This window comes from Actinomycetospora sp. NBRC 106378, assembly GCF_030269685.1.
In the GTDB taxonomy this organism is placed as follows: Bacteria; Actinomycetota; Actinomycetes; order Mycobacteriales; family Pseudonocardiaceae; genus Actinomycetospora.
This window is the reverse complement of the sequence record NZ_BSTT01000004.1, coordinates 80,109-105,571: the sequence shown is the minus strand read 5'-3', so window position 1 is coordinate 105,571 and position 25,463 is coordinate 80,109. Positions and strand designations below refer to the sequence as shown.

Here is a 25,463-nt window from a genome sequence, read left to right as displayed (position 1 = left end):
CAAGATGGGCGTGTGGCACCCCGTCGGTCCGAGTCGCTCTCCCGGGAACGGATCGTCGCCGCGGCGATCGAGGTCCTCGACGCCGCCGGCGAGGGCGGGCTGACCTTCCGCGTGCTGTCCGAGCGCCTGGCCACCGGACCCGGGGCCATCTACTGGCACGTCGCGAACAAGGGCGAGCTGCTCGGCGCTGCGACCGACGCCGTCGTGCTGGCCGCGCTGGAGGAGGAGCCCGCGTCGGGCTCCCCGCAGGACCGGGTGCGCGCCGTGGCGCTCGGCCTGTTCGACGCGGTGGACGACCACCCGTGGATCGCCGCACAGCTCTCCGCCGGCGCGTGGCAGGCCGGCACCCCCCGGATCGTGGAGGCGGTCGGCCGCCAGGTCCGGGCGCTCGGGGTGCCGCAGCGGGACTGGTTCGTGACGACGACGGTGCTGGTCCAGTACGTCCTCGGCGCGGCCGCCCAGAACGCGGCGAACGCGCAGGCGGCCCGGCCGGGCACGAGCCGCGAGGAGATGCTCGACGCGATGGCGACGAGGTGGGAGGAGCTGGGCCCCGACGAGTGGTCCTTCACGCGCACGATCGGCGACCAGATGCGCGACCACGACGACCGCGAGCAGTTCCTCGCCGGGATCGACATCGCGCTGGCGGGGATCGCCGCGCTCTACCCGCCGCCGTGATCCGGTCCGGGCGGAGCGCAGGGCCTGCTGCCGCTGGCGGAAGCGGGGGGATTCGAACCCCCGGTCCATCTCTGGACGTCCGCTTTCAAGGCGGGTGCAATCGGCCGCTCTGCCACGCTTCCGCGGGCCAGGTTAGGGGACCGGCGCCCCGGCGCGCGTCGAGACGTCACTGATCGGGCGGCCGCTGCCCACCCGGGCGGCTGGGTGACGTCCCGGCGGATGCCGACCCGACCCGTCGTCGGGAAGGGGCTTAGGGACGGAGCTTGGCGACGATGCGCTCCATCACGTCGCCCATGACGCGGCGCTCGTCCTCGTCGAGGAGGTCGATGAAGTGCTCGCGGACGCCGCGGAGGTGGTCCGGCGCCGCCTTCTCCAGGCGGGCGAAGCCCTCCGGCGTCAGGACGGCGAAGACGCCGCGTCCGTCGGAGTCGCACACCTCGCGGCGGACCAGACCCTGTCCCTCGAGCCGGGCGACCTGGTGGGAGAGGCGGGACTTGGAGGCGACGACCTCCTCGGCCAGCGACGTCATGCGCTGACGGTGATCGGCCTTCTCCGAGAGCCGGACCAGGATCTCGTAGTCGGCGAACGCGAGATCGTGGGAGTCGGAGAGCTCACGACCCAGTCGCCCGAGCAGGAGCGCCTGCCCGGCGATGAAGTTCCGCCAGGCACGCCACTCCTCGGCGTCGAGCCAGCGCGGCTCCTCCGAGGTGGACATGTCGTGCATCTTAGCGGCAGGCAACCGCTTCCGGTTCGTCCTTCTGCGTCCGGACGCGTGGACCGCTAGCGTCCGCCGCCGTGTACGGCATCGCCATCCGTGAGCCCGGCGGACCCGAGGTCCTCGAGTGGACCGAGCAGCCCGACCCCGAGGCGGGCACGGGCGAGGTGGTTTTGGACGTCGTGGCCGCGGGGGTCAACCGCGCCGACGTCATGCAGCGGCAGGGCAACTACCCGCCGCCGCCCGGCGCCTCGGAGCTGCCCGGCCTGGAGTGCTCCGGTCGGATCAGCGCGGTGGGGCCCGGGGTCAGCGGCTGGAACGTCGGCGACGAGGCCTGCGCGCTGCTGGCCGGCGGCGGCTACGCGCAGAAGGTCGTCGTCCCGACGGCGCAGCTGCTCCCGGTCCCGGCAGGCGTCTCGCTGGTCGACGCGGGCGGGCTGCCCGAGGTGGCGTGCACGGTCTGGTCGAACCTCGTCCTCGCGGCCGACCTGCGCTCGGGCCAGACGCTGCTCGTGCACGGCGGGAGCGGCGGGATCGGGACGCACGCGATCCAGGTCGGGAAGGCCCTCGGGGCGACGGTGCTCGCGACGGCGGGTCACGACGACCGCCTCCAGCTCTGTCGCGACCTCGGGGCCGACGCGGCCCTCGACTACCACGGCGACCTCGTCGAGCTGGTCACGGAGGCGACCGACGGCCGCGGGGCCGACGTCGTCCTCGACCACATCGGGGCCCGCAACCTCGACGCCAACCTCGACTCGATGGCGGCCGGCGGCCGGATGGTGATCATCGGCCTCATGGGCGGCGCCAAGGGCGAGATCAACCTGGCGAAGATGCTGACCCGCCGGCTCTCCGTGGCCGCCACGTCGCTGCGGGGCCGCCCCACCGACGGGCCGGACGGCAAGGGCACGATCGTGGCGGCGGTCCGCACCGACCTGTGGCCCCTCGTGGAGTCGGGCCGCGTCCGGCCGATCGTCCACGAGCGCATCCCCATGCCCGAGGCCGCTCGGGCGCACCAGCTCATGGACGACGGCGGCGTCGTCGGGAAGATCATCCTCGAGGTGCCGGAGGCCTGATTCCCGACGGCGGGCCGGGCGGCTCCTCCCGAGGATGCGGCGGGACTGCCACTGGACGACAGCAACGACGCTTTCCTGCCGCGGCAGGGGATGTCACATCCGCGACAGCGCGCCCAGCAAGGCGTCCACGTCCGCCCGGGACGTGTAGTGGGCCAGCCCGACCTTGACGACCCCGCCGATCTCGGCCCCGCCGATCACCTCGAGCGCGCCCTGGTCGCCGGGGTCGATGAGCACGCACACGCCCTGGTCGGCGACCCGTTCGGCCACCTCCTGGGCGGTCCGACCGGCGACCACGAACGCGACGGTGGGGATCCGCCGGGCCGGGTCGCCGATCACGCTGACGCCGGGCAGGAACCGGAGCTCGGAGACGAGGTAGCCGGTCAGCTCGTCGTGGTGGGCGCGCAGCGAGGACATCGAGGTGAGCACCCGGTCGCGCCGGGAGCCCCGCGCGCCGTCGTCGAGCTCGGCGAGGTGGTCGACGGACGCGGCCAGGCCCGCCAGGAGCGCGACCGGCGCGTCGCCCACCTCCAGCCGCTCGGGCCCGCGGGCGGCGGCGTCGAAGGACACGGCGGGCAGCCGATCGAGCAGCTCGGGCTGGCGGAACACCAGCGCGCCGACCGACGGGCCACCCCAGGCGGCGGCGGAGAGCACCAGGACGTCGGCGCCCATCGTCTCCAGGTCCAGCGGCAGGTAGGGCGCCGCGGCCGAGGCGTCGACCACCATGAGCGGCTCCACCCCGGAGGCGGGCGCGGGTAGGGCGTGCACCTTGCGGGCGATCGCCGCGATCTCGGTGCGGGTGCCGAGGTGGCTGCACGCCGCGGTGACCGTGACCACGCGGGTGCGGGGGCCGACCAGGTCGTCGTACTGCCAGCTCGGCAGCTCGCACGTCTCGATGTCGACCTCGGCCCAGCGCACCGCCGTGCCCGTCCGCGAGCAGGCCCGCGTCCAGGGGAGCACGTTCGCGCGGTCGTCCAGGCGGGAGACCACGACCTCGTCGCCCAGCGACCACGACGAGGAGAGCGTGTCGGCGAGCCGCTCCAGCAGCGACCCCGCGGACGATCCGAGCACGACGCCCTTGGGCTCCGCGCCGACGAGGTCGGCCACCGCGCGCCGGGCGGCGTCGACGATCGCGCCGCCCCGCTGGGAGGCGGGGAACACGGAGCCGGGCGGCGAGACCGGCGCGCGCAGCGCCGAGGACACCGCCGTCGCGACCTGCTCGGGGACCTGCATCCCGGTCGGCGCGTCCAGGTGGACCCAGCCGTCACCGAGCGCGGGGACCTGGCCCCGGACCCGAGCGACGTCCACCGTCATGCTCCAGTACGGTACGTCGGCTCCGGGCCGTAGCCGAGCCCGGTCCGCTCGCCGCTCGACCGGCGGAGGCTCCCCGTCGGCAGGGGGCTCGACCGGCGCAGTGCGCACCCACCGTCCCGACGATGCGGCGTCACCGCCACGGGACGACGGCAACGACGCTCTCCTGCCACACGGGAGCGGTGCGGATCCCCGTCACCGGACGGCGGGGACTGCCAGGATGGCGGTCATGAGCGAGCAGCCCAGCGACGAGTCCGGGGTCTCCGCGGGCGACCAGGTGATGATCGTCGGCGCCGACGGCCGGCCCGTCGGGACCGTGCGCATGCCCTCCGGGGAGGTCGAGGAGGCCGAGGGCGAGCGCGAGGACCTGTCGTCGGCCGTCGAGGAGCCGGCGAAGGTCATGCGGATCGGCACGATGATCAAGCAGCTCCTCGAGGAGGTGCGCGCGACCGAGCTCGACGACGCCAGCCGTCGTCGGCTCAAGGAGATCCACGCCTCGAGCCTCGCGGAGCTGGAGTCGGCGCTCTCGCCGGAGCTCCGGGAGGAGCTCGCCCGGATCATCGCCCCGTTCGGGGACGGCACGCCCACCGACGGTGAGCTGCGGATCGCCCAGGCCCAGCTCGTCGGCTGGCTCGAGGGGCTCTTCCACGGCATCCAGACCGCGCTGGTCGCCCAGCAGATGGCGGCCCGCATGCAGCTCGAGCAGATGCGCCGCGGACTGCCCGCGGGCGCGGGGGGTGCGACCGGTTCCGGGGCGACGACCGGGCAGTACCTCTGAGGGCTGGCATCGGGGCCCGCACTCCCCGGTAGGTACGCTCACGCCCCGTGGCCGTCCCTGCACTCGCGCGCCCCGGCGCCGACGATCCGTCGGACGACTCGGGCGACGACGCGGCCGGGCCGGACCTGCACGGGGCGTCCCCGCGCTCCTGGAAGCGCGCCTTCGGCGACATCCGCCAGGCCATCGCGCAGCGCGAGCTGTGGGGCCACCTCGGCTGGCAGGACATCAAGCAGCGCTACCGGCGCTCCACGATCGGCCCGCTGTGGATCACGATCAGCATGGCCGTGACGGCGGCGGCGATGGGCGGGCTGTACTCCCAGCTGTTCGGTCAGCCGATCGGCACCTTCATGCCGTACGTGACCGTCGGCTTCATGATCTGGTACTTCATCAGCGCCTGCGTGCTGGAGGGGACCGAGACCTTCATCGCGAACGAGGGCCTCATCCGGTTCCTGCCGGCGCCGCTGATGATCTACGTGTTCCGCACGGTGTGGCGCCAGGTGCTGTTCTTCGCGCACAACGTGGTCGTCTACGTGATCGTGCTGGTGATCTTCTTCGGCCAGCTCGACCAGCCCTACCGGATGGTCGCGAAGGTGCCCGGCACCCTGGACACGCCGGGCATCCTGCACCCGGGCCTGTCCTGGTGGGCGCTGCTCGCGGTCCCGGCGTTCGTGCTCATCGTCGCGAACGGCCTCTGGGTGACGCTGCTCTTCGGCATCATCGCCACCCGCTTCCGGGACATCCCGCCGGTGATCAACAGCTTCATCCAGCTGTTCTTCACGATGACGCCGATCATCTGGACCCCGGACCTGCTCCGCGGCGGCGAGCCGGGCAGCACGCGGGCGATCGTGGAGCAGCTCGCGAAACTGAACCCCTTCTACCACTTCATCGAGATCTTCCGGGCCCCGCTGGTGGGGCAGGAGCAGAGCTGGACGCACTGGGCGGTCGTCGGCGTGATCACCGTGGTCGGCTGGGCGCTGGCCCTGATCGCGCTGCGCAACTACCGCTCCCGCGTCGCGTACTGGGTGTGAGCTAGCCATGGAAGAGATGTAATGGTCTCGATCGATGTCCAGGGCGCGAGCGTCGACTTCCCGATCTTCGACGCCAAGAACCGCAGCCTGAAGAAGTCCGTGCTGGGCCGGGCGGGCGGCCGGATCACCGACGCCAAGGTGCCGGTGGTCGAGGCGCTGCGCGACATCGACCTGAGCCTGCGATCGGGCGACCGGGTCGGACTCGTCGGGCACAACGGTGCCGGGAAGTCCACCCTGCTGCGGCTGCTCGCCGGCATCTACGAACCGACGCGGGGGCGCGCACGGATTCGAGGGCGTGTCGCCCCGGTCTTCGACCTCGCCGTCGGGATGGACCCCGAGATCTCCGGGCTCGAGAACATCCTCATCCGCGGCCTGTTCCTCGGCATGACCCGCAAGGAGATGGAACGGCGCGTCGACGAGATCGCCGAGTTCACCGAGCTCGGCGACTACCTCTCGATGCCGCTGCGCACCTACTCGACGGGCATGCGGGTCCGGCTCGCGCTCGGCGTCGTGACCTCGATCGACCCCGAGATCCTCATCCTCGACGAGGGCATCGGCGCGGTCGACGCGGCATTCCTCGAGAAGGCCCGCGACCGGCTGCGCGACCTCGTCTCGCGCTCCGGGATGCTCGTCTTCGCGTCGCACTCCGACGAATTCCTCGTCGAGCTGTGCGACACCGCGATCTGGATGGACACCGGCGAGATCAAGGAGCAGGGCTCGCTGCGTGAGGTGGTGAGTCACTACAAGGGCCGGGACCTCTTCGAGACGCTCAGCCCGGAGACCCTCAAGCGGATCGGGGCGGACGCACCCAGCGAGGCGCGTCCGTGAGCGGGTCGAGCGGCACCGACGGCACCGTCCACGCCGTCGTCGTCACCCGGCACCGCCCGGAGCTGCTGGCCGACGGCCTCGCCGTCATCGCCGCACAGACCCGCCGTCCGGACCATCTCGTGGTGGTCGACAACGGGCCCGACGAGAAGACCCGCGAGGTCGTCGAGGGCTGCGGCCTGCCGGTGACCTACCTGCCGTCGCGCCACAACCTCGGCGGCGCCGGCGGCTACGCCCTCGGCATGCTCACCGCCCTCGCCGCGGGCGCGGACTGGCTCTGGATGGCCGACGACGACGGGCGACCCGCCGACGAGCACGTGCTCGCGACGCTGCTCGAGGTCGCGCAGCGCCGCGGACTCGCCGAGGTGTCCCCCGTGATCGCCGACGCGGCCGACCCGCAGCGCCTGGCGTTCCCCCTGCGCCGCGGCCTGACCTGGGTGCGCCGGCGCAGCGACCTCGACGGGTTCGGCGACGGCGAGCTGATGCCCGGCATCGCCCACCTGTTCAACGGCGCGCTCTTCCGCGCCGAGACACTCGATGTGGTGGGAGTCCCCGATCTCCGCCTGTTCGTGCGCGGCGACGAGGTCGAACTGCACCGCCGCCTCATGCGCTCGGGGCTTCCCTACGGGACGTGCCTGACCACGGCCTACGTCCACCCCGACGGATCCGACGAGTTCAAACCGATGCTCGGCGGCCGTCTGCACGCCCAGGATCCGGGCGACGCGACGAAGCGCTACTACACCTACCGCAACCGCGGCTACCTGCTCGCCCAGCCCGGGCTGCGCAAGCTCGGCGCGATCGAGCACCTGCGCTTCGGCTGGTACTTCCTCGTGGAGCGACGGGACCCGGCGGCGCTGCGCGAGTGGCTGCGCCTCGTCCGGCTCGGTCGCCGCGAGAGGTTCCGCCGGGCATGAGCTCCCCCCTTCCCGACGACGGGTCGAGCTCCACTCCGTTCCGTCTCCCTCCGGAGGTCCTACACCCCATGTCAGGACGCACCCCGTGCTGACCTCGGACTCGGTCCCGCCGACCACCCGCGACGCGGACGCCACCCGCCCCGACCCGGCGTCGGCCCGGGCGGACCAGCGGGTGCTGCGCCGGTGGCGCTGGATCGCGATCGTGCTCGGCGGGCTGGGCTCCGTGCTCGCCGTCGTCTACCCGTTCCTGCCGGTCGTGCAGGACACCGCGACGATCCAGTGGCCGACCGCGGCCACCGGCACGCGCTCGGTCGACGCGCCGCTCGTGGCGTTCCGGCCGGAGTCGATGACGGCGACGATCCCGTGCGCGGCCATCCGCAGCCTCGACGCGCGCGCCACCCAGCGCGCGACGGTGTTCTCCACGACGCCGCCGCTCTCGCCGCAGGGCGCGCAGGTCGGCATGCAGCTCTTCGTCGACGACGGGCAGCTCACGGTCGCCGACCGCGGCCAGCAGGCCGCCCAGGAGCCGATCCCCGGCGGCCCCTGCGACGTCACGATCACCTCGGACTTCTCCGAGACGGTGATCAACCTGGGCGCGGGGGCCGACACGACGCTCGGCGGTGACTTCCGGCCGCAGGTCGTCGGCATCTACTCCGACCTCGACCAGAACCGCGACCCCGTCGCCGGCACCAGCGTCTCGATCACCCCGGACACCCGCTTCCAGACGACGGCGACCGCCCTCAAGACCGCCGCCGGCCTCCTCGCGATCCTGTGCTTCCTCGGCGCGGTGTGGGCGCTGCACGTGCTCGACACCCGCGCCGGCCGGCGGGCCCCGCGGCTCGCCCCGCGCCGTTGGTGGGTGCCGACCTGGCGGGACGGGGTGGTCGTCGCCGGGCTCGCCGTCTGGGCGGTCATCGGCTCCCAGACCTCCGACGACGGCTACATCCTCGGCATCGCGCGGGCCCGCGAGAGCGCCGGCTACATCGGCAACTACTACCGCTGGTTCAACGTCCCCGAGGCACCGTTCGGCTGGTTCTACGAGCTGTACGCGGTGTGGGTGCAGGTCAGCGACAACGTGCTGTGGATGCGCCTGCCCTCGGTCTTCATGGGGATCGTGTCCTGGCTGCTGATCAGCCGCGAGATGCTCCCCCGCCTCGGCCAGCAGGTGCGGCGCTCGAAGGCCGCCGGCTGGGCCGCCGCGATGGTCTTCCTGATGTTCTGGCTGCCGTTCAACAACGGGCTGCGACCCGAGCCGGTGGCCGTGATCTCCGCGCTGCTCGCGTTCTGCTCGGTCGAGCGGGCCGTGGCCACCCGCCGGCTCGCCCCGGTGGCGCTGGGCCTCGTCGCCGCCGCGTTCGCCCTCGCCGCCACCCCCACCGGCCTCATGGCCGTCGCACCGTTCCTCGCCGCCGCGCGGCCGCTGTTCCGGCTCGTGCAGGAACGGGTCCGCCGCCTCGGGTGGCTGCCGGTGCTGCTGCCGATCCTCTCGGCGGGCCTGATCGTCCTCGTCGCCGTGTTCGCCGACCAGACCTACGCGGCGGTGATGGAGGCGAACCGGGTCCGCTTCCTGCTGGGCCCGAACTACACCTGGTACCAGGAGGTGGTCCGCTACGAGTCGCTGTTCTCGGTCTCGGCGGACGGCTCGCTGGAACGCCGGGCCCCGGTGCTGCTGCTGATCCTCGGGCTCGTGGTCTGTCTCGTGGTGCTGCTGCGCCGCAACCGCATCAAGGGCGCCGCCCTGGGACCGTCGCAACGGCTCATCGGCACCACGCTGCTCGGATTCCTCGTGCTGGCCCTGACGCCGACGAAGTGGACCCACCACTTCGGTGCGTTCGCCGCGCTCGGGTCGGGGATGGCGGCGCTGACGGCGCTCGCCACGTCCTCGGACGTGCTGCGCTCCCGGCGCAACCGCTCGCTCTTCCTCGCCGCCGTGTTCGCGACGCTCGCGCTCGCCTTCACCGGCCCGAACACCTGGTGGTACACGAACAACTGGGGCGTGCCCTGGAACGACAAGCCGCCGTCGTACCACGGCCACCAGGCCTCGACGTTCCTCCTCGGCATCGCCTTCGTCTTCCTCGTCGTCGCGGCCATCGAGCACCTGCGGGGCATCCCGGAGGAGCGCCGCGTCCCGGCGGAGACCGGTCCCAGCTTCCTGACGACGGCCTCGGCGCCGCTGCGCGAGCGCATGCGCCGCCTGCGCGGGTCGCGACGCGGCAGCGCGATGGAGCGCCGGGCCCGGGCGCTACGGCTCGGGTCGGCACCGATCGCGGTGATCTGCGGGGCCCTCGTGCTGTTCCAGATGGGGTCGATGGCGAAGGCGATCGACAAGCAGTGGGACAGCTTCTCCCTCGGCGGCGACGTGCTGCGCACCGCGTTCTCCACCTCGTGCGGGCTCGCCGACCACGTCAAGGTCGAGGGCAGCCCCGCCGCCGGAATCCTGCCGACGGCGCCCGCACCCACCGGGATCGTGCCGTCCGCCCGGGGCGTGCTGCCGATCGTGGCGCCGCAGGTCCCGCTCGCGCCCGGCCAGCAGCCCGCCCCACTGCCGCCGGACACCGTGCCCGCGTCGAGCCCGCTCGCGCAGCTGGTCGACCCGACCCCGCTCAACGAGGGCTTCCACGCCGACGACGCCGTGCCACCCACCGGCGGCGGCACCGGCGTCTCGGGCTACGAGTACACGCTGCGCAACGACCTGTCCTCGCAGGTCCTCGGCACGTTCGACCCCACGGGACGCGCGACCGGCACCCTGCGCACGCCCTGGCAGTCGGTGGACGACTCGCTGCGCTCCGGCAACACCCCGCTGGTGATCTCGGTGGCCGGCCGCCTCGACGGCGGGAACTCGCTGTTCCTGCAGTACGCCAAGCGCTTCCCCGACGGCCGCATCCAGATCCTCGGCTCCGACCAGCTCGGGGGCGGCGGGGGCAACGAGCCGCCGTGGCGCGAGATCAAGGTCAACCTGAACACGACCAAGGGCGCGACGGCCGACGAGGTCCGCCTCGTCGCCCAGGACCGCTCGCTGGGCCCGGACGGCTGGATCGCGGTCGCCCCGATGCGGGGGCCGAAGCTGGTGCCGTTCACCCAGGCGGTCGGGACCCAGCCGGGCTACCTGGAGTGGCCGGTGCAGTTCGCCTCGCCGTGCCTGCGGCCGTTCGACGTCGCCGACGGCATCGCCGAGGTGCCGACCTACCGGCTCATCGCCGACGCCTCCCAGTTCCGGATCGGGGGCGAGACCTGGTCGCAGCCCTCGGCCGGCGGGCCGATGGGGTGGATCGAGGTGCTCGAGCGCCAGGAGGACGTGCCGTCCTACCTCGAGGGCGAGGCCTCGCTGGACTGGGGCCGCATCGAGCGGCTCGAGCCGTACGCCCCGGGCACCGTGGCGCCGCAGGTCGTGCACGGCGAGAAGACCGTGTGGGGCAACCACAGCGAGGGCGAGATCGGCGACCCGCCGCCCGGGATCCCGTCCCCGGAGAGGTGAGCTTCCGGCCCGGCGGCGGCGGACCCGCCGTCGGGAAGGGCCTCCCCGATCGCAAGATCTCATCGGGCGGGGCGAAGTGGTCGCTGGGCGACCACTTCGCTCCGCGCGTCCGGATCTTGTCGTGATTCTGGTGGAACCGGATCGGCTCCACCGCACTCCAAGCTGGTGTGAGCACCCGTGAACAGGAACTCGAACTGGCCGTCCTCATCAGCAACCAGGACGGCGTGATCCACCTCGACCAGGCCCTCGCCCGCGGTATGAGCCGCGAGGCAGTCCGCCGGCGCGTCGCGGCGAAGCAGTGGTTCCGCCTCGGCCCGCGGGTCTATCAGGTCGCCTCGCACCAACCCACCGACCGCGCGCTCGTCCGGGCCGCGGTGATGTCGCTCGGGCCGGACGCCGTGCTGGTCGGCGAGGGAGCGGCCTGGTGGTGGGGTCTGCGGGACCGACGGCCACGCCGCGCCCAAGTCGCCGTCGGGCGCACCTCACGGCGTCGGGGGCGGAAAGAGGTCGACCTGGCGTTCCGCGACGTCCCCGCCGCCGACCGCACCACGCATCGTCGGCTGCCGGTCACCACCCCGGTCGCCACGGTGCTCGACGCCGCGGTGACCCTCGGGCTCGTCGAGGGCGCGCAGCTGTTCGACACCGCACTGCAGCAGCGGAAGGTCACCGTCGCCGCGCTGCGGGCCGCGAGCACCCGACGGTCCGGCCGACCCGGCACCGAGCTCCTCATGACGTTGCTCGCACTCGCCGAGGGCGGAGCGGTCTCCGAGGCGGAGCGGCGCACCCACGCCGGGCTGCGGGCTGCGGCGATCGTGGGCTGGGTGGCGAACCTGCCGGTGGACCTGCCCGGGTACGGCCGCGCCGTGCTGGACGTCGCGTTCCCCGAGCTCAAGGTGCTCGTCGAGATCGACGGGTGGGCCTACCACCGCGGCATCAAGGCGTTCCTGCGCGACGCCGCCCGGCAGAACGCCCTCGCCGCCGCCGGATGGATCGTGATCCGCACGAACTGGCACGAGATCACCGGCAGGCCCGAGATCCTCCTGGCGAGCCTCCGGCGGGTGCTCGCCGCGCGCTGACCCCCGGCGCAAGATCCGGACGTGCGGAGCGAAGCGGTCGCTCAGCGAGCACTTCGCTCCGCACGATCAGATCTTGCGGAGGCGGTCAGCTCCGGAACAGCACCCACTTCATGACCACGAAGTTGATCGTGGTGGCGCAGGCCTGGGCGACGAACCAGGACAGCACGGAGGCGAACAGCGGCGGGTTCACCGTCGGGGCGTCGGCGAGGTGCAGGACCAGGGACGCGACGCCCACGTTCACCGCGAACGTCGACCCGTACAGCACGAGGAAGCCCACGAACTTCGCCCCGCCGCCGGCGGACGCGGCGAAGGTGAAGCGCCGGTTGAGCAGGTAGGCGGTCGTCGTGCCGAGGATGAAGGACACGCCCTTGGCCAGCGGCGCCCACACCCCGAGGGCGAGGAGCAGCTGGTAGATGCCGAGGTCGACGCAGGCCGCGACGCCACCGATCAGCACGAAGCGGAGCAGCTGCGCCTTCAGGCCCAGTGCGACGGGGGCGACCGCAGCCTCCGCGGGACCCACATTCTCCTCGACGCTCACGCCCTCCGATGGTAGGGACCCTCCCCCACCGGTCCGTCACCGCACCGTCGATACCGTTCCCACCCATGGCCGTCGTCGAGGACACCCCCGTGCGCGCCACGGAGGCTCCGCCCCGGACCACGCCGCGCTCGACGGTGCGCTCGGGCTGGTTCCTCGCCGCACTTGCGGCCGTCACCGTGCTGCTGGGGGTCGCGATCCCCTTCGCGCCGGTCACCGCGGACGACCCGGTCGTCTCGTGGCCGAAGGCGGGGGAGCCCGCGGCGTCGACGAGCGTGCCGCTGGTCCCCTACCGACCGCTCGCGATGACCGCCGACGTCCCGTGCCAGGCCCTGCGCGGCGGCGGCGACGCCCTGCGCACCCAGCCGACCAGCGCCGGGACGCCGGGGCGCGGGCTCACCGTGTCGAACTCCGGCGGCCGCGTCACGGTGACCAGCGACGGGGCCACCCTCGTCGACGAGGTCCTGCCGCTCACGCCCTGCGTGTACCGCTTCACGAACGACGGCACGACGACGACGCTCACCCGCGACGGGCAGCAGCTCTACGCCGCGCCGGGGCAGGCCCCGCAGGTCGCCGAGCTCGCCACCGACGCCCCGGGCACGCCCGGCCTGGCGGCCACGATCCACCCCGACGACCGCTACTCCAGCGTCCCGTCGGGGCTCAAGCTGACGCTCCTGATCCTGCACGTCCTCGCGCTCGCGGCCACGCTCGTGCTCGCCGCGCGGCGCTGGTGGGGCCGGGGCGACCGCGGATTCGTCCGGCCCAGGTTCCACGGCGCCGACGTCGCCGTGGGCGTGATCAGCGCGGCCTGGGTGATCCTCAGCCCGCTGCAGAACGACGACTCCTGGTACCTGCTGATGGCCCGCAACGCCGGGGCCACCGGGTTCGTCGGCAACCAGATCTACATGTTCGACGCCACGGAGAACCCGTTCGTCGGCAGCCAGTACCTGATGTCGATGTGGGGGTCGGTCGGGAACTGGCTCGGCATGCCCGGGTGGGGTCTGCTCTGGATGCGGGTCCTGCCGCTGCTGCTGGGCCTGCTCACGTGGTTCCTGCTGCGCGGGGTGCTGTCCACCGCCCTCGGCCGCATCGAGCGCCGCCGGTGGGTCCCGTGGACGCTGCTCGGGGCGCACCTGGCATGGTTCCTGCCCTACGGCATGGCGCTGCGGCCCGAGGTGTTCATCGTCCCGGTCTTCGCGGCGGTGCTCCTCCTGGCCGAGATCGCCCGCCGTCGGGACGCGGTCGGCGCGCTGATCCCCGCGACGGCGCTGGCGGCCCTGTCGGTGACCATCTCGCCGTCCGGCCTGGTCTCCGCCGCACCCGTCGTCGTGACCCTCCCGTGGCTCTTCCGGTGGCTGCGGACGACGAGCTGGCGCACGCGGCTCGGCGTCGTGGGCGCGGTGATCGCGGCGGGCACCGTCGCCATCCCGGTCGGGTTCGGCGACGCCACCCTCGGCGACGTCCTCGAGGCCACCGGGGTGCACTCCTGGTACTACGTGACGTTCCCCTGGTACGAGGAGTGGGCGCACTACCGGACGCTCATCGAGACCGGGACCTGGGGCCGCCGGCTGCCGGTGCTGCTCACGCTGGTCCTGCTCGTGATCGTGTCGATCGGTTCCGGACGACGGGGCCGCGCGGACGGTCCGATCCACGCCTACACGCTCTCCACCGCGGTGACGACGGCGGTCGCGCTGTTCCTGCTCGCGCTCGGCCCGACGAAGTGGGTCAACCACTTCGGCGCGATCGCCGCGCCGGGCACGCTGCTGCTGACGCTCGCGATGCTGCAGACCCCGCTGCCGCGGCGCCCGGGCGCGCTGGTCACGGGGGCGGGCGTCGCGCTGCTCACGGGCGCGACCGTCCTCGGGTTCGCGGGTCCGAACGTCTGGAAGCCGTACTCCGACCGCGGCCAGCCGTTCGGCAAGCACCTCGACCCGGACATGTCGATGCTCGACCTGGAGGGCCTCGCCCCTCACATCGGCCCGTTCTTCCTGCGGCAGTTCTTCTGGTGGATCGGGCTCGCGGTGCTGGCGGCGCTGTTCGTAGCGTGGCGACGGCGCAACCGGAAGCCCACCTTCGGGATCACGCCGGACCGGGCCGTGCTCGTGCCGTCCGTCGTCATGACCGCGCTGCTGATGGTCGCGGTGATGGTCTACGCGCCGGTGATCCAGGCGCCGGGCTGGTCGGTCGCGGGCTCGCAGCTGCAGGCACTGGCCGGGCGGCCGTGCCAGCTGTCGAACTCGGTCGAGGTCATGGAGCGGACCCCCGCCGACCTCGGCGGACCGGTCACCCCCGCCGTCGCGACCGGGGACTTCGCGCTGACGCAGCCGGGCAACGGCGGTCCCGACGAGGCCCCGGTGCCGCCGCCCGGGTCGGCACCCGGCGGGTCCGGCCCGGAGCTGTGGCACGACGCGGTGACCACCGACCCCAACCTCCCGCAGCAGGGCACCGGCCTCGGGACCCTGACGACGGGCTGGTACCCGGTGCCCGCGCAGTCGACCGCGACGCACGTCGTCGTGCCGGTCGCGGGCAACGACCCGAACTCCCAGCGCATCGTCCTCGAGTTCGGCTACGGGCCGGCCGCGGCGCCGACGCGCACGACCGCCGTCACGGTCAACCCCGCACCCGGCCTGACCGCACGGCAGTGGCAGGAGGTCCCCGTCCTGTTGCCGGGCGACCGGCCGACCGCCGTGCGCCTGATCGCCGAGGACCGGGTCGCCGGGCCCGACACCGCGCTCGCCGTCGCGCCGCCGCACCTGGCCGCGATGCAGCCGGTGCAGTCGCTGGTGGGTCCCGACTCCTACGGCAACGGGCCCGGCAGCGGCCCGCCCGTCTTCGCCGACCAGCTCTCCGCCGTGCTGTGGCCCTGCGTGAACCAGGTGGCCGTGCAGCACGGGATCGCCCCGACGCCCGTCGTCCGGCTGCAGGCCGCCGAGAACACCCCGGACTTCATCCTCACCAACCCGACCTACGAGTCGTGGGGCGGGACGATGGTGCAGTCCGAGCGGACCTGGGCGACCGTGCGCATCTACTCGACGGTGACGGCGGGCGGCCCGCCCACGCTGCAGTGGGGCAACGTCGACCGGATCGTCTACGACCACCCGACCGACGGCTACGACCTCACCGTCGGCTCCGTCACCCGCGGCGGGCTCACCCGCTTCCCCACGCTCGCGACGGAGGCCTACTCGGGGCGTGAGTACCTCGGGTAGGTGGGTCGCCCTCGTCGCGGGCATCGTCTCGGTGCTCGCGGCGCTGGCGTTCCCCTTCGCGCCGGTGACCCAGCCGGTCGTCACGTACGCGTGGCCGACCTCCGCGGCGCCGACCGGTGCGGCGATCCCGATGCTGCCCTACCAGCCGCAGTCGCTCGTCGTGACCGTGTCCGCCTCCGCCGCGCGTGCGACACCGGGCACGGTCCTGTTCTCCACCGCGCCGCTCGTCACCGACCCGCTCGCCGAGCCGATCCAGGGGCTGACGGTGCGGGTCGACGACGACGGGCGCCTCGACGTCACCTCCGGCGGGCGGACCTTCGACCCCGTGGCCCCGGGCGCGCTGCAGGTGGACTCGACGATCGCGGCGACGACGCTGGCCGTGGACGGCCGTGAGGTCGCCCGGGCCGATGGGGACGTCCGGCCCGCCGTGGCCGGTGCCTTCACCGGCGCGGCGAGCTCGGCCGGGCTGAGCTTCTCCGCCGTCGGCGACACCCGGTTCCAGACGACCGCGAGCGGATGGAAGATCGCACTCGGGATCGTGGCGGTGCTGGCGTTCCTCGTGGCGCTGGGGGCGCTGTGGCTCAGCGGCCCCCGTGGCAGGAAAGCGTCGTTGCTGTCGTCCAGTGGCAGGAAAGCCACACCGTCGCGCCTCGCCGACCTCGGCGTCGTCGGCGGCCTGCTGCTCTGGCAGGTGATCGGTCCGCTCACGGTCGACGACGGGTACATCGCCGGGATCGTCCGCTCGCTCGGGCAGAACGGGCAGGTCGGCACCGTCTTCCGCTGGCTGAACTCCCCGGAGACGCCGTTCGGCTGGTTCTACGACGTGCTGGCGCTGATCGCCGGAGTCGACCCCGCGCCCTTCTGGCTGCGCCTGCCCGCGACGGCGCTGGGCATCGTCGGATGGTTCCTGCTCAGCCGGTCCGTGCTGCCGCGCCTGACGGCCCCGTCGATGCCGCTGCTCGCCGGCATCGTGTACCTCGCCTGGTGGCTGCCCTACGACCTCGGCGTCCGCCCCGAGCCGTGGGTGCTCGTCGGGTCGGCACTCGTGTTCGTGCTGGTGGAGCGGGCGATCGAGCGGTCGAGCCCCCTCGCGCTCGTCGGTGCGCTCGCGATCGCCGGGTTCACCCTCGCCGTCACCCCGACCGGTCTGATGGCCTTCGTCCCGCTGCTCGTCGGCGCGGCTGCGCTCCTGCGGCTGCTGACGCCGACCACGCTCGTCGTCGGGATCGCGGCCCTCGGCCTGACGCTGGTGCTGGTCTACGTCGACCAGACCTGGGCGTCCGTGCTCGACTCCGTCGGCATCCGCACCCTCGTCGGCGGCGACCGGCCCTGGACCGACGAGTACGTCCGCTACACCTCGCTGCTCACGGTCGGCGACGCGGAGGGCAACCTCGGGCGGCGCGCCCCGGTGCTGCTGCTGGTCCTCGCGTTCGCCGCCCTGGCCTTCGGCGCCCGCGACCGCCTCGTCGGGACGAGTCGCCGCGTCGTCGTGGTCACGCTGCTCTCGCTCGTCTCCCTCGCCTTCACCCCCACGAAGTGGACCCACCACTTCGGCGCGTTCGCCGTCCTCGGCACGGCCACGACGCTGCTCGCCCTCGACGCCTGGCGGCACTCCCTTCCCGACGACGGGGGTCGCCGGCTCCGGCGCGCGTCGGTCGGCGTCGCGGTGGCCGCGGGCGTGTCCGGCCTGACGCTCGCGGGCTACAACCAGTGGCACTGGATCTCGAGCTACGCGATCACGTGGTCGACGCTGTCGCCGCAGCTCGGTGGGGTCCGGTTCGCCGACGCGGTGCTGGTGCTCGGCGCGGTCGTGGCGGTCGTCCTGGCGGTCCTGGCGCTGCGACGAAGCGGCGAACCTGTCACTGGACGACAGCAACGACGCTTTCCTGCCACGAGTTGGGGGCCCGGACTCGCGATCGGCGTCGTCGTCCTGGTCGTCGCGATCGAGGTGCTCTCGTTCGCCCGCACTGCCTACCAACGGCGCGACTCCTACACGCTGGCGTCGGACTCGATCGCGTCGTTGACGGGCCGCTCGTGCGGCATCGCCGACCGGCTGCGCGTGGAGCGCGACCCCCTCGCCGGCCTGCTCCCCGCCGAGAGTCCCGGCGCCCTCCCGACGGTGCCCCCCGACGGGCCGACCATGGCCGGCGCCGACCTCCCCGGCTGGCGCGGACCCGACGTCACCACCGGCTGGTACCGCCTGCCCGGCGGGGAACCCGGACCCGTCGTCGTCACCCTGACCGGGCCCGTCGCGGCCGGGGACGTCGTGGCGGAGTTCCGCGACGCCGACGGGCAGGTCACCCGCGTCCCCCTCGACGAGGGCGCGACGCAGTACGCGGAGTCCGCGTCGGTCGACGCGCCGCGCTCCCGCGACCTGCGCCTCGACCCCGCGCTGTCGGCCGACCACGAGGCCGTCCGGCTGGTCAGCAGCCGCGACACCCCGGCCGACCAGGGCTTCTCGTCACCGCGCATCGCCCGCCTCGTGCCCTGGAACGAGGTGCTGCCGCCCGGCACGCCCGCCGCCGTCGACTGGCCGGGGGCGTTCCTCTTCCCCTGCACCCCGTTCCCGACCCTCCGTGATGGCGTCGCCGCCCTCCCCGGCTGGCGGGTGTCCACCGACGCGCGCAGCGAGGCCCAGTCGGGCTACATCAGCTACACCGCCTCCCAGGGCGGGCCGTGGCTGACCGCGCGGGCCCTGGTCCGGCAGGTCCGCTACGCGGTCTACCTGCCCGGCCTCCCGCTCACCGACATCGCGAGCCTCGAACGCTGGGTCCCGACGGTGCCCCTGGTCGCGCCCGCGGTCACCTCCCGCGACGTCACCCACAGCGGGTTCTCGACGCCAGGTCCGCTCTCGATCGGCGAGAGCTAGCACCTCCGGACAGGGCGCACCACCCCGCGCGCTAGCCTCGATACCGATGGCTCGCACCGTGAAGACCCTGGTCGGATGGGCCCGCACCGCCCCGAGCCGGGCGACCGTGCTCTCCGGCGACGAGGTCACCTCCGACACCCAGCTCGCCGAGGCGGTCACGACGGCGGGTCCACGTGGCGTCATCGCGCGCGGACTCGGCCGCTCCTACGGCGACCCGGCGGTCAACGCGGGCGGCCTCGTCGTCGACATGACCGCCCGGCACCGCGTGCACGCGATCGACGCCGAGAGCGGGCTGGTCGACGTCGACGCCGGCGTCTCGCTGGACACGCTGATGAAGGTCGCGCTGCCCTTCGGGCTGTGGGTCCCGGTGCTGCCCGGCACGCGCCAGGTGACGATCGGCGGCGCGATCGCGAGCGACATCCACGGCAAGAACCACCACTCGCACGGCAGCTTCGGCAACCACGTCGTGTCGATGGACCTGCTGACCGGCACCGGCGACATCCGTCGTCTCGAGCCCGAGGGCCCGGAGTCGGACCTGTTCTGGGCGACCGTCGGCGGCATCGGGCTGACCGGCATCATCCTGCGCGCGACGGTCCGGATGACGAAGACCGAGACCGCCTACTTCGTCGCCGACACCGAGCGGACCGCGAACCTCGACGAGACGATCGAGCGGTTCTCCGACGGGTCCGACGAGGCCTACGACTACTCCTCGGCCTGGTTCGACTCCATCTCCACCGGGCCGAAGCTCGGCCGGGCGGCGCTGGGCCGCGGCTCGCTGGCGCGCCTCGACGAGCTGCCCGAGAAGCTCCGGCGCGACCCGCTCAAGTTCGACGCGCCGCAGCTCGCGACGCTGCCCGACGTCTTCCCGAACGGCCTCGCCAACAAGGCGACGTTCTCGCTGATCGGCGAGCTGTACTACCGGAAGACGAAGAACAAGCGGGGCCAGATCCAGAACCTCACGGCCTTCTACCACCCGCTGGACCTGTTCGGGGACTGGAACCGGGCCTACGGCTCGAAGGGCTTCCTGCAGTACCAGTTCATCGTCCCGCTGGCCGCCGAGGCCGAGTTCCGGTCGATCATCGCCGACATCGCCGCGTCGGGGCACGTCTCGTTCCTCAACGTCTTCAAGAAGTTCGGCGAGGGGAACCGGGCGCCGCTGTCGTTCCCCATGCCCGGCTGGAACATCTGCGTGGACTTCCCGATCGTCGACGGGCTCGGCCGGTTCTGCCGCGACCTCGACCGCCGGGTCCTCGCGATGGGCGGCCGGCTCTACACCGCCAAGGACTCCCGCACCGACGCCGCCACGTTCGCCGCGATGTACCCGCGGCTCGACGAGTGGCGCAAGGTGCGCGACGCCGCCGACCCGGACGGCGTGTTCGCCTCGGACATGTCGCGCCGGCTCGCCCTGACCAGCTGATCCCATCCGACTGGAGACCCATGATCGACGCCGTCGGGCACCCGTCCTCCCTGCTCCTGCTCGGGGGCACCTCCGAGATCGGGCTCGCCATCGCCGAGCGCTACCTCGCCGACGGGCCGGTCCGGGTGGTGCTGGCCGGCCGGCAGTCGCCGCGCCTCGCCGACGCCGCCGCCCGCCTCGAGCGGGCCGGTGGCCACGTGGAGACCGTCGAGTTCGACGCCAAGGACGCCGCGGTGCACACCGAGGCCGTCCGCAAGGCGTTCGCGGGCGGCGACATCGACGTCGCCGTGGTCGCGTTCGGGCTGCTGGGCGACCAGGAGAAGGCCTGGCAGGACATCGACGTCGCCGTCGAGCTCGCCGAGGTCAACTACGTGGCGACCGTGTCGGTCGGGGTCGCGCTGGCCGCCGAGTTCCGACGCCAGGGGCACGGGCGGATCGTCGCGCTGTCCTCGGTCGCCGGGGAGCGCGCCCGCCGCTCGAACTTCGTCTACGGCTCCACCAAGGCCGGCATGGACGCCTTCTACACGGGGCTCACCGAGGCGCTGCGCGGCGACGGGATCGGCGTGACGATCGTCCGCCCCGGGTTCGTGAAGACGAAGATGACCGCCGGCATGGACTCCGCGCCGCTCGCGACGACGCCGGAGGAGGTCGCCCGGATCACCGTCGACGCCGTCACGAAGGGCCGCGAGCTGGTCTGGGCGCCGGCGCAGTTCCGGTACGTCATGAGCGTGCTCCGGCACATCCCGCGGCCGATCTTCCGTCGCCTGCCGGTCTAGGGACGACACCCGGCCGCGAGAAGCACACCAGGCAGGTTCCGCAGCTCCGGCCCCTGCCTGGTGTGCCTCTCGCGACGGCGTGGGTCGGCGCGAAGCCGTCAAGATCCTGACGTGCGGAGCGAGGCAATCGCTGAGCGAGCACGTCGCTCCGCGGAACAGGATCGTGCTGCTCAGCCGGACGAGCGTGGTCCAATCCTGACGTTCGGTGTCAGCCGTGTGCCACCGCTGACATCACGGACGCGGACCTGACACGAGCCGTCAGGAACGCATGAGCCGACGACGGGCCGGCTCCTCGATCCACCGGTAGGCGAGGTGGGCCACCAGCACCGACGCGACGAGCACGTGCGGGACGACCAGGGCCGCGAGCGAGGAGTTGGGCGCCAGCGCCGGGAACCGGGTCATCGCGACGACCGTGATCTCGATCAGCGGGAAGTGCACCAGGTAGATCGCGTAGGAGATGCGGCCGCCGTGCTGCAGGCGGGGTGAGGCCAGCCAGTCCACGAGCCGGCCCCGGGCCACGCAGAGCGCGCCGAGCAGCACCGGGAAGAGCGGGACGGCGAGCCAGAGCCGGTCGGCCGCCGGGATCGCCGCCGACGCGGGGGCGGACGCCGCCCAGTAGGCCACGAGCACGGTCTCGGCCAGCACGAGGAGCACGAGCCGCCCGGCCCACTGCTCCACGCGGGGGGTCCGCGGCAACCGCTCCACCACCAGCCACGTCAGCATCCCGGACGTGAACCCGCCGCCGATGCGCAGCAGCCACACCCACGCGCCCGACTCGCCCGCACCCGCCGTCACCACCGGGACGACCGCGACCGGCGAGGCCGCCAGCACCGCGAGGACCGCGAGCACCGGCAGCGGCCACGACCGGATCCGCCACGCCGCGAGGACCAGCAGCGGGAAGCACAGGTAGGCGAGCCACTCGGCGCTCACCGACCACGCCGGGAGCACGAACGAGACGCCCTCGATGCCGGACGAGGTCCACATCTGGGTCATCGTCAGCTGCCGGATCCAGCCGAGCGGGCCGAGCGAGGGCTGCGGGTTCTGCCAGGCGACGATGCCGTCCGAGCCGAACACGAGCCGCGCCGCGCACCAGGCGCCGAACGCGACCGTGACCACCGCGTACAGCGGCCACACCCGCGCGATCCGCGCGCGCAGGAACCGGGCCGTCCCACCGACCGACGGCCTGGACCCCATCCGCGCGAGATAGGAGCGGGTCAGCACCAGCCCCGAGAGCACGAAGAACAGGTCCACCCCGAGCGGCCCGGCCGCGACCAGCGGCGCGATCGGGGCGGTCCACCGTGCGAACACGTCACCCGGGATGTACGAGGCGTGCAGCAGTAGCACCCACACCGCGGCGACGAAGCGCAGCCCCGTGAGCTGCGCGATGTCCGCCGGCCTGCTTCCCGACGCCGGGTCGGTGCCGGTCCGGCGTTCGGCCGGCGGCGCGACGGCGGGGGTCGGCGAGGTCCCCCGGGTCCGGGGGAGCGGGAGGACGGTCCCGCTCCCCGCACCCGGCGTCCGGAAACCCACCGGGGACGCCGCGAGGGCCTCCCCGGAGGACAGGGGCACCGCCACGAGCGGCGTCGTGCGCAGCGTGGAGACCCGGGCCGGCTCCGCCACCGACCCGTCCGCACGGGTCGTCCGCGACGTGAGTGACGTCAGCGTTCCCATCGTGCTGCCTCCCGACCCCGTGCTTCCCCGACGAGCTCCCCGATCAGGTCGACCGCGGTGCTCGACCTGAGGAACGGCACGACTCGTCCGAATCCTGATACGCCATTCAGTGGATCGAGCGACCGCCGTCCGGTCGCAGTCCGCAGGGCGGGTGACGGCGGCACGCACGGTGACGGGAACGGCGGCCGGAACCGCCGATCCGACCCGACCGAGCGGTCCCCGACCCCTCCCCGGTGGAGGGGTCGCGTCCCGGCCCGACGACGATCGCGCCTGGTCACGCACCGTGTGCCCCGCGCCCCGCTCGCCGGCGGTGTCGGCGGGCCCCCTACCGTGGCGGGGTTGCCGCGTCGGAGGCGTGTGACGAGGAGGAACAGCTGTCGTGACCAGGGGCCCGACGATCTCCGATCCCGAGCTCGCGCCGGACCCGACGCGCCCGGCGGACGCGGTGGATCACCCACACGGGGAACAGGTGCAGCCCCACTGGAGGCGCCTGCTCGGTGACCGCGCGCTCGTGGCCGTCGGGGCGCTCGCCCTCCTGAGCGCCCTCGCCGTGATCGCGGTCGACGCCGCGCACAACCAGGGCCGCTTCGTCCCGCCCCTCGACGACGTCTACATCCACCTGCAGTACGCCCGTCAGATCGGGCTCGGCGAGTTCCTGCGCTACCAGGCGGGCGCTCCCCGGACGACGGGCGCGAGCAGCCTGCTCTACGTCCTGCTGCTCGGCGCGGCCTCCGTCGTGGTCCCGACCGGGCTGCTGCTCTACGCGGCGGTCGCGTTCGGGGTGCTCTGCTTCGTCGCGACGGTGGTCCTGGTCGCCCTGCTCGGCCGGGAGCTCGGCTCGCGACGCACCGGCACGGTCGCCGCCGCGCTCACCGCCCTGTGCGGGCCGCTGCTCTGGGGCGTCACGAGCGGGATGGAGGTCGCGCTCGTCGCGGTCCTCGCGGCGGGCCTGCTGCTCGCGTTCGTCCGTGAACAGCGGTCCGGGGCCTTCGTGGCGACCCCGCTCGTCGCGGTGCCCCTCGCGATCACGCGGCCCGAGGGTCTCGTTCTGGTCGTCGCCGTGCTCGCGGGCGCGGTGGTGACCCTCGTGCGGTCCCGGCACCGACCCGGCGTCGGGAAGGCGCTGCTGCTGGCGCTGCCGCTGCTGGCGGCGCTCGCGCAGTTCGGGCTCTACCGCCTGGTGACGGGCGCGGCGGAGAACTCCGGCGTCGTGGCGAAGTCCTGGTTGAGCCGACCGCTCGGGTCGCCGCTGGAGGTCGCCGACCGCGTCGTCAGCACCGCGCGGACCGCGCTGGAGCTGATCGGCGGGCTCACGACGACGGAGGTGGCCGGGCCCGGCGTCGCGGTCCTCGCCGCGATCGGGCTCGCCGCGGTGGCGTCGCGACGCCGGGTCCTGGCCGCGGTACTCGCGCTCGGGCTCGCCGGGGTGCTCCTGGCGGTCGCGACGTTGCAGACCGCGCTGTGGCACGACGGGCGCTACCTGCAGCCGTTCCTGCCGATCGTCGTGCTGCTGGCGGTGCTCGGCATCCGGGCGATCGGTCACGCGGCCTCCGACGCGCGCAGCGGCCGGGTCCTGACGACGGGTCTGGTCGCGGTGCTCGGCGCCTTCGCCCTCGTCTCGGCGCCGACGTGGGCGCTGCGCCAGGGCGAGCAGGCGGCCGGCATCCGCGAGTCGGCGGTGTCGGTGGCGCAGTGGATCCGGGGCAACACGCCCCCAGACGCCGTGGTGGCGGTGAACGACGTGGGCGCGGTCGCGTGGTTCTCCGACCGTCGCGTGGTCGACCTCGTCGGGCTGACCACCCCCGGCTTCGCCCGGCCGGCGCTCGAGGGGTCGGGCGCGATGTACGAGCAGCTGGCGCACCTGCCGCCCGCGCAGCGACCCTCCTACTTCTCCATCTTCGACGACACGCAGCTCGTCCCCGTCGGTGAGCTCGGGCGGGCCCGCATCCTCGGCGACGAGCCCCTCACCTCCTTCGACCTGAAGAGCCCGCAACGCGACGGCGGCCCCTTCGGCGGCATCTGCCAGACCGCGGGCGGCTGCCCGGTGATCAGCGTGTGGCGCGCGGACTGGTCACACGTCGGCAGCGGCGACCTCCCCGACTTCCCCGTGACCGGCCGGATCGTGGACCGGGTCAACGTCGGCGACCTCACCGACGAGGCCGCGCACGGGTACGGCGTCGACCGGGCGCTCGTCGGGGTGGCCGACCAGACCGACGTGCGCAACCAGGACGTCGCGGGCCGGGTGGTCGTCGACAGCGGGCGGCACGTGGTGGGCGGCGAGCACTTCACGCTGCGCGGCCTGACACCCGGGCGCCCGGTCACCCTCGTCGCCCGGGTCGACGCCCGCGAGCCGGTGAAGGACCGCAACACCGGGGCGGGCGTGGTGGCCGTGGCCGCCGACGGGCGTGGCGTGGGCGACTGGGCGTTCGCGACCGAGGTCCCGGGCCTGCCGGCGGGGTCCGAGCACGCGTGGGCGCAGTCGACGTTCACGATCCCGGCGTCGGCGGTGACCGCGCCGGAGCTCACCGTGTCGTTGGGTCCCCGGCAGCCGTTCCTGGCGCCCTACCCGGACTACCGGTCGTTCTCGTACTGGGGTGTGCAGTAGCCCCGTTCGGCCCGTTCGTATCGATCGGAACGCGGTCGCTCACCGGTCCTGGTGCGGAATGCGCCCGGCCGTCCCGCCGTCGTCCCGACGAGGGCGTCCCTGCTCGCGCAGCAGGTCCCGGATCTCGGTGAGCAGCTCGACGTCGGTGGGCTCGGCCGGTCCGGCCTCCTCGCCCCGCTTGCGACGCTCCGCGACGATCTTGAGCGGCAGGACGACGAGGAAGTAGATGACGGCGGCCGTGATGACGAAGGTGATCACCGCGTTGATGAACGACGCGTAGTCGAACACGACGCCGTTGACGGTGAAGGTCCCGGCCAGCTGCCCGCCGCCGCCGGTGGCCAGCTGGATGAGCGGCTTGAGGAACGCGCTGGTGAAGGCGGTGACGACCGCGGTGAACGCGGCTCCGATCACCACCGCGACCGCGAGGTCGACGACGTTGCCGCGGAGCAGGAAGTCCTTGAACCCCTTCAGCATCCGAGGGTCCTCCGTATCACTGATCTGCCACAGATGTGCACCG

Annotated in this window: 18 protein-coding genes and 1 tRNA gene; 13 read left to right on the top strand and 6 right to left on the bottom strand. The window is 73.4% G+C overall.

All coding sequences use genetic code 11. From position 1 onward, the window contains the following. The first annotated feature begins 12 nt into the window (after positions 1-12). Entirely contained in the window at positions 13-675 is a 663-nt protein-coding gene (locus QSK00_RS11940) for a TetR/AcrR family transcriptional regulator (protein WP_285590848.1), read from the top strand. A 34-nt stretch (positions 676-709) separates the two neighbouring features. On the opposite strand, the gene QSK00_RS11935 is transcribed toward QSK00_RS11940, so the two are convergent. Together QSK00_RS11935 and QSK00_RS11930 are read right to left on the bottom strand one after the other, a co-directional pair. Then, positions 710-797: transfer RNA gene (locus QSK00_RS11935), tRNA-Ser, on the bottom strand. A gap of 128 nt (positions 798-925) precedes the next feature. Further along, positions 926-1,390, bottom strand: coding sequence for a MarR family winged helix-turn-helix transcriptional regulator (locus QSK00_RS11930; protein WP_285590846.1), 465 nt, complete (start codon positions 1,388-1,390; stop codon positions 926-928). Between the two features lie 80 nt (positions 1,391-1,470). Between QSK00_RS11930 and QSK00_RS11925 the strand changes: the two genes are divergently transcribed. Continuing rightward, positions 1,471-2,463 (top strand): NAD(P)H-quinone oxidoreductase, encoded by a 993-nt coding sequence (locus QSK00_RS11925; RefSeq protein ID WP_285590844.1) that lies wholly within the window; start codon positions 1,471-1,473, stop codon positions 2,461-2,463. A 93-nt stretch (positions 2,464-2,556) separates the two neighbouring features. Here the strand turns inward: QSK00_RS11925 and QSK00_RS11920 are convergent, their stop codons facing one another. Then, the gene (locus QSK00_RS11920; protein ID WP_285590843.1) at positions 2,557-3,774 is read right to left on the bottom strand and encodes a cysteine desulfurase-like protein; all 1,218 of its coding nucleotides are present in this window, start codon (positions 3,772-3,774) and stop codon (positions 2,557-2,559) included. Between the two features lie 226 nt (positions 3,775-4,000). Between QSK00_RS11920 and QSK00_RS11915 the strand changes: the two genes are divergently transcribed. The 6 genes from QSK00_RS11915 to QSK00_RS11890 all read left to right on the top strand — a co-directional run bounded on the left by QSK00_RS11915 (position 4,001) and on the right by QSK00_RS11890 (position 11,867). Further along, positions 4,001-4,549 (top strand): bacterial proteasome activator family protein, encoded by a 549-nt coding sequence (locus QSK00_RS11915; RefSeq protein ID WP_285590841.1) that lies wholly within the window; start codon positions 4,001-4,003, stop codon positions 4,547-4,549. A gap of 47 nt (positions 4,550-4,596) precedes the next feature. Continuing rightward, positions 4,597-5,577 (top strand): galactan export ABC transporter permease subunit Wzm/RfbD, encoded by a 981-nt coding sequence (gene wzm / locus QSK00_RS11910; protein WP_285590839.1) that lies wholly within the window; start codon positions 4,597-4,599, stop codon positions 5,575-5,577. A 21-nt stretch (positions 5,578-5,598) separates the two neighbouring features. Next, positions 5,599-6,405, top strand: coding sequence for a galactan export ABC transporter ATP-binding subunit Wzt/RfbE (wzt, locus tag QSK00_RS11905; RefSeq protein ID WP_285590838.1), 807 nt, complete (start codon positions 5,599-5,601; stop codon positions 6,403-6,405). Continuing rightward, on the top strand, positions 6,402-7,316 hold the full coding sequence (gene glfT1 / locus QSK00_RS11900) for a galactofuranosyltransferase GlfT1 (protein WP_285590837.1): 915 nt from the start codon (positions 6,402-6,404) through the stop codon (positions 7,314-7,316). The genes wzt and glfT1 overlap by 4 nt, the downstream gene beginning before the upstream one ends. 85 nt (positions 7,317-7,401) lie before the next feature. Beyond that, on the top strand, positions 7,402-10,791 hold the full coding sequence (locus tag QSK00_RS11895; RefSeq protein ID WP_285590835.1) for an arabinosyltransferase domain-containing protein: 3,390 nt from the start codon (positions 7,402-7,404) through the stop codon (positions 10,789-10,791). Positions 10,792-10,958: 167 nt separating this feature from the next. Then, a complete protein-coding gene (locus QSK00_RS11890; RefSeq protein WP_285590833.1) occupies positions 10,959-11,867 on the top strand; it encodes a type IV toxin-antitoxin system AbiEi family antitoxin in 909 nt (302 codons plus the stop codon). Positions 11,868-11,952: 85 nt separating this feature from the next. Here QSK00_RS11890 and QSK00_RS11885 read toward each other — a convergent pair whose 3' ends face one another. Beyond that, positions 11,953-12,405: a GtrA family protein gene (locus tag QSK00_RS11885; protein ID WP_285590831.1), complete on the bottom strand. Its 453-nt coding sequence runs from the start codon at positions 12,403-12,405 to the stop codon at positions 11,953-11,955. A 65-nt stretch (positions 12,406-12,470) separates the two neighbouring features. Between QSK00_RS11885 and QSK00_RS11880 the strand changes: the two genes are divergently transcribed. From QSK00_RS11880 to dprE2, 4 genes are read left to right on the top strand one after another with little or no spacing between them, the layout of a single operon-like run. Beyond that, positions 12,471-15,608: an arabinosyltransferase domain-containing protein gene (locus QSK00_RS11880; protein ID WP_285590830.1), complete on the top strand. Its 3,138-nt coding sequence runs from the start codon at positions 12,471-12,473 to the stop codon at positions 15,606-15,608. Continuing rightward, complete coding sequence (locus QSK00_RS11875) at positions 15,592-18,477, top strand: arabinosyltransferase domain-containing protein (RefSeq protein WP_285590829.1); 2,886 nt, start codon at positions 15,592-15,594, stop codon at positions 18,475-18,477. The genes QSK00_RS11880 and QSK00_RS11875 overlap by 17 nt, the downstream gene beginning before the upstream one ends. 46 nt (positions 18,478-18,523) lie before the next feature. After that, on the top strand, positions 18,524-19,894 hold the full coding sequence (dprE1, locus tag QSK00_RS11870) for a decaprenylphosphoryl-beta-D-ribose oxidase (RefSeq protein ID WP_285590827.1): 1,371 nt from the start codon (positions 18,524-18,526) through the stop codon (positions 19,892-19,894). Between the two features lie 20 nt (positions 19,895-19,914). After that, positions 19,915-20,670, top strand: coding sequence for a decaprenylphospho-beta-D-erythro-pentofuranosid-2-ulose 2-reductase (dprE2, locus tag QSK00_RS11865; protein ID WP_285590825.1), 756 nt, complete (start codon positions 19,915-19,917; stop codon positions 20,668-20,670). 258 nt (positions 20,671-20,928) lie between these two features. Here the strand turns inward: dprE2 and QSK00_RS11860 are convergent, their stop codons facing one another. Continuing rightward, positions 20,929-22,290, bottom strand: a complete 1,362-nt coding sequence (locus tag QSK00_RS11860; RefSeq protein WP_285590823.1) for an acyltransferase family protein — start codon at positions 22,288-22,290, stop codon at positions 20,929-20,931. 430 nt (positions 22,291-22,720) lie between these two features. Here QSK00_RS11860 and QSK00_RS11855 point away from each other — a divergent pair, with 430 nt between their 5' ends. Further along, the gene (locus QSK00_RS11855; RefSeq protein WP_285590821.1) at positions 22,721-24,946 is read left to right on the top strand and encodes a DUF8728 domain-containing protein; all 2,226 of its coding nucleotides are present in this window, start codon (positions 22,721-22,723) and stop codon (positions 24,944-24,946) included. A 39-nt stretch (positions 24,947-24,985) separates the two neighbouring features. Here QSK00_RS11855 and mscL read toward each other — a convergent pair whose 3' ends face one another. After that, complete coding sequence (mscL, locus tag QSK00_RS11850) at positions 24,986-25,420, bottom strand: large conductance mechanosensitive channel protein MscL (RefSeq protein ID WP_285590819.1); 435 nt, start codon at positions 25,418-25,420, stop codon at positions 24,986-24,988. Positions 25,421-25,463: the final 43 nt, after the last annotated feature.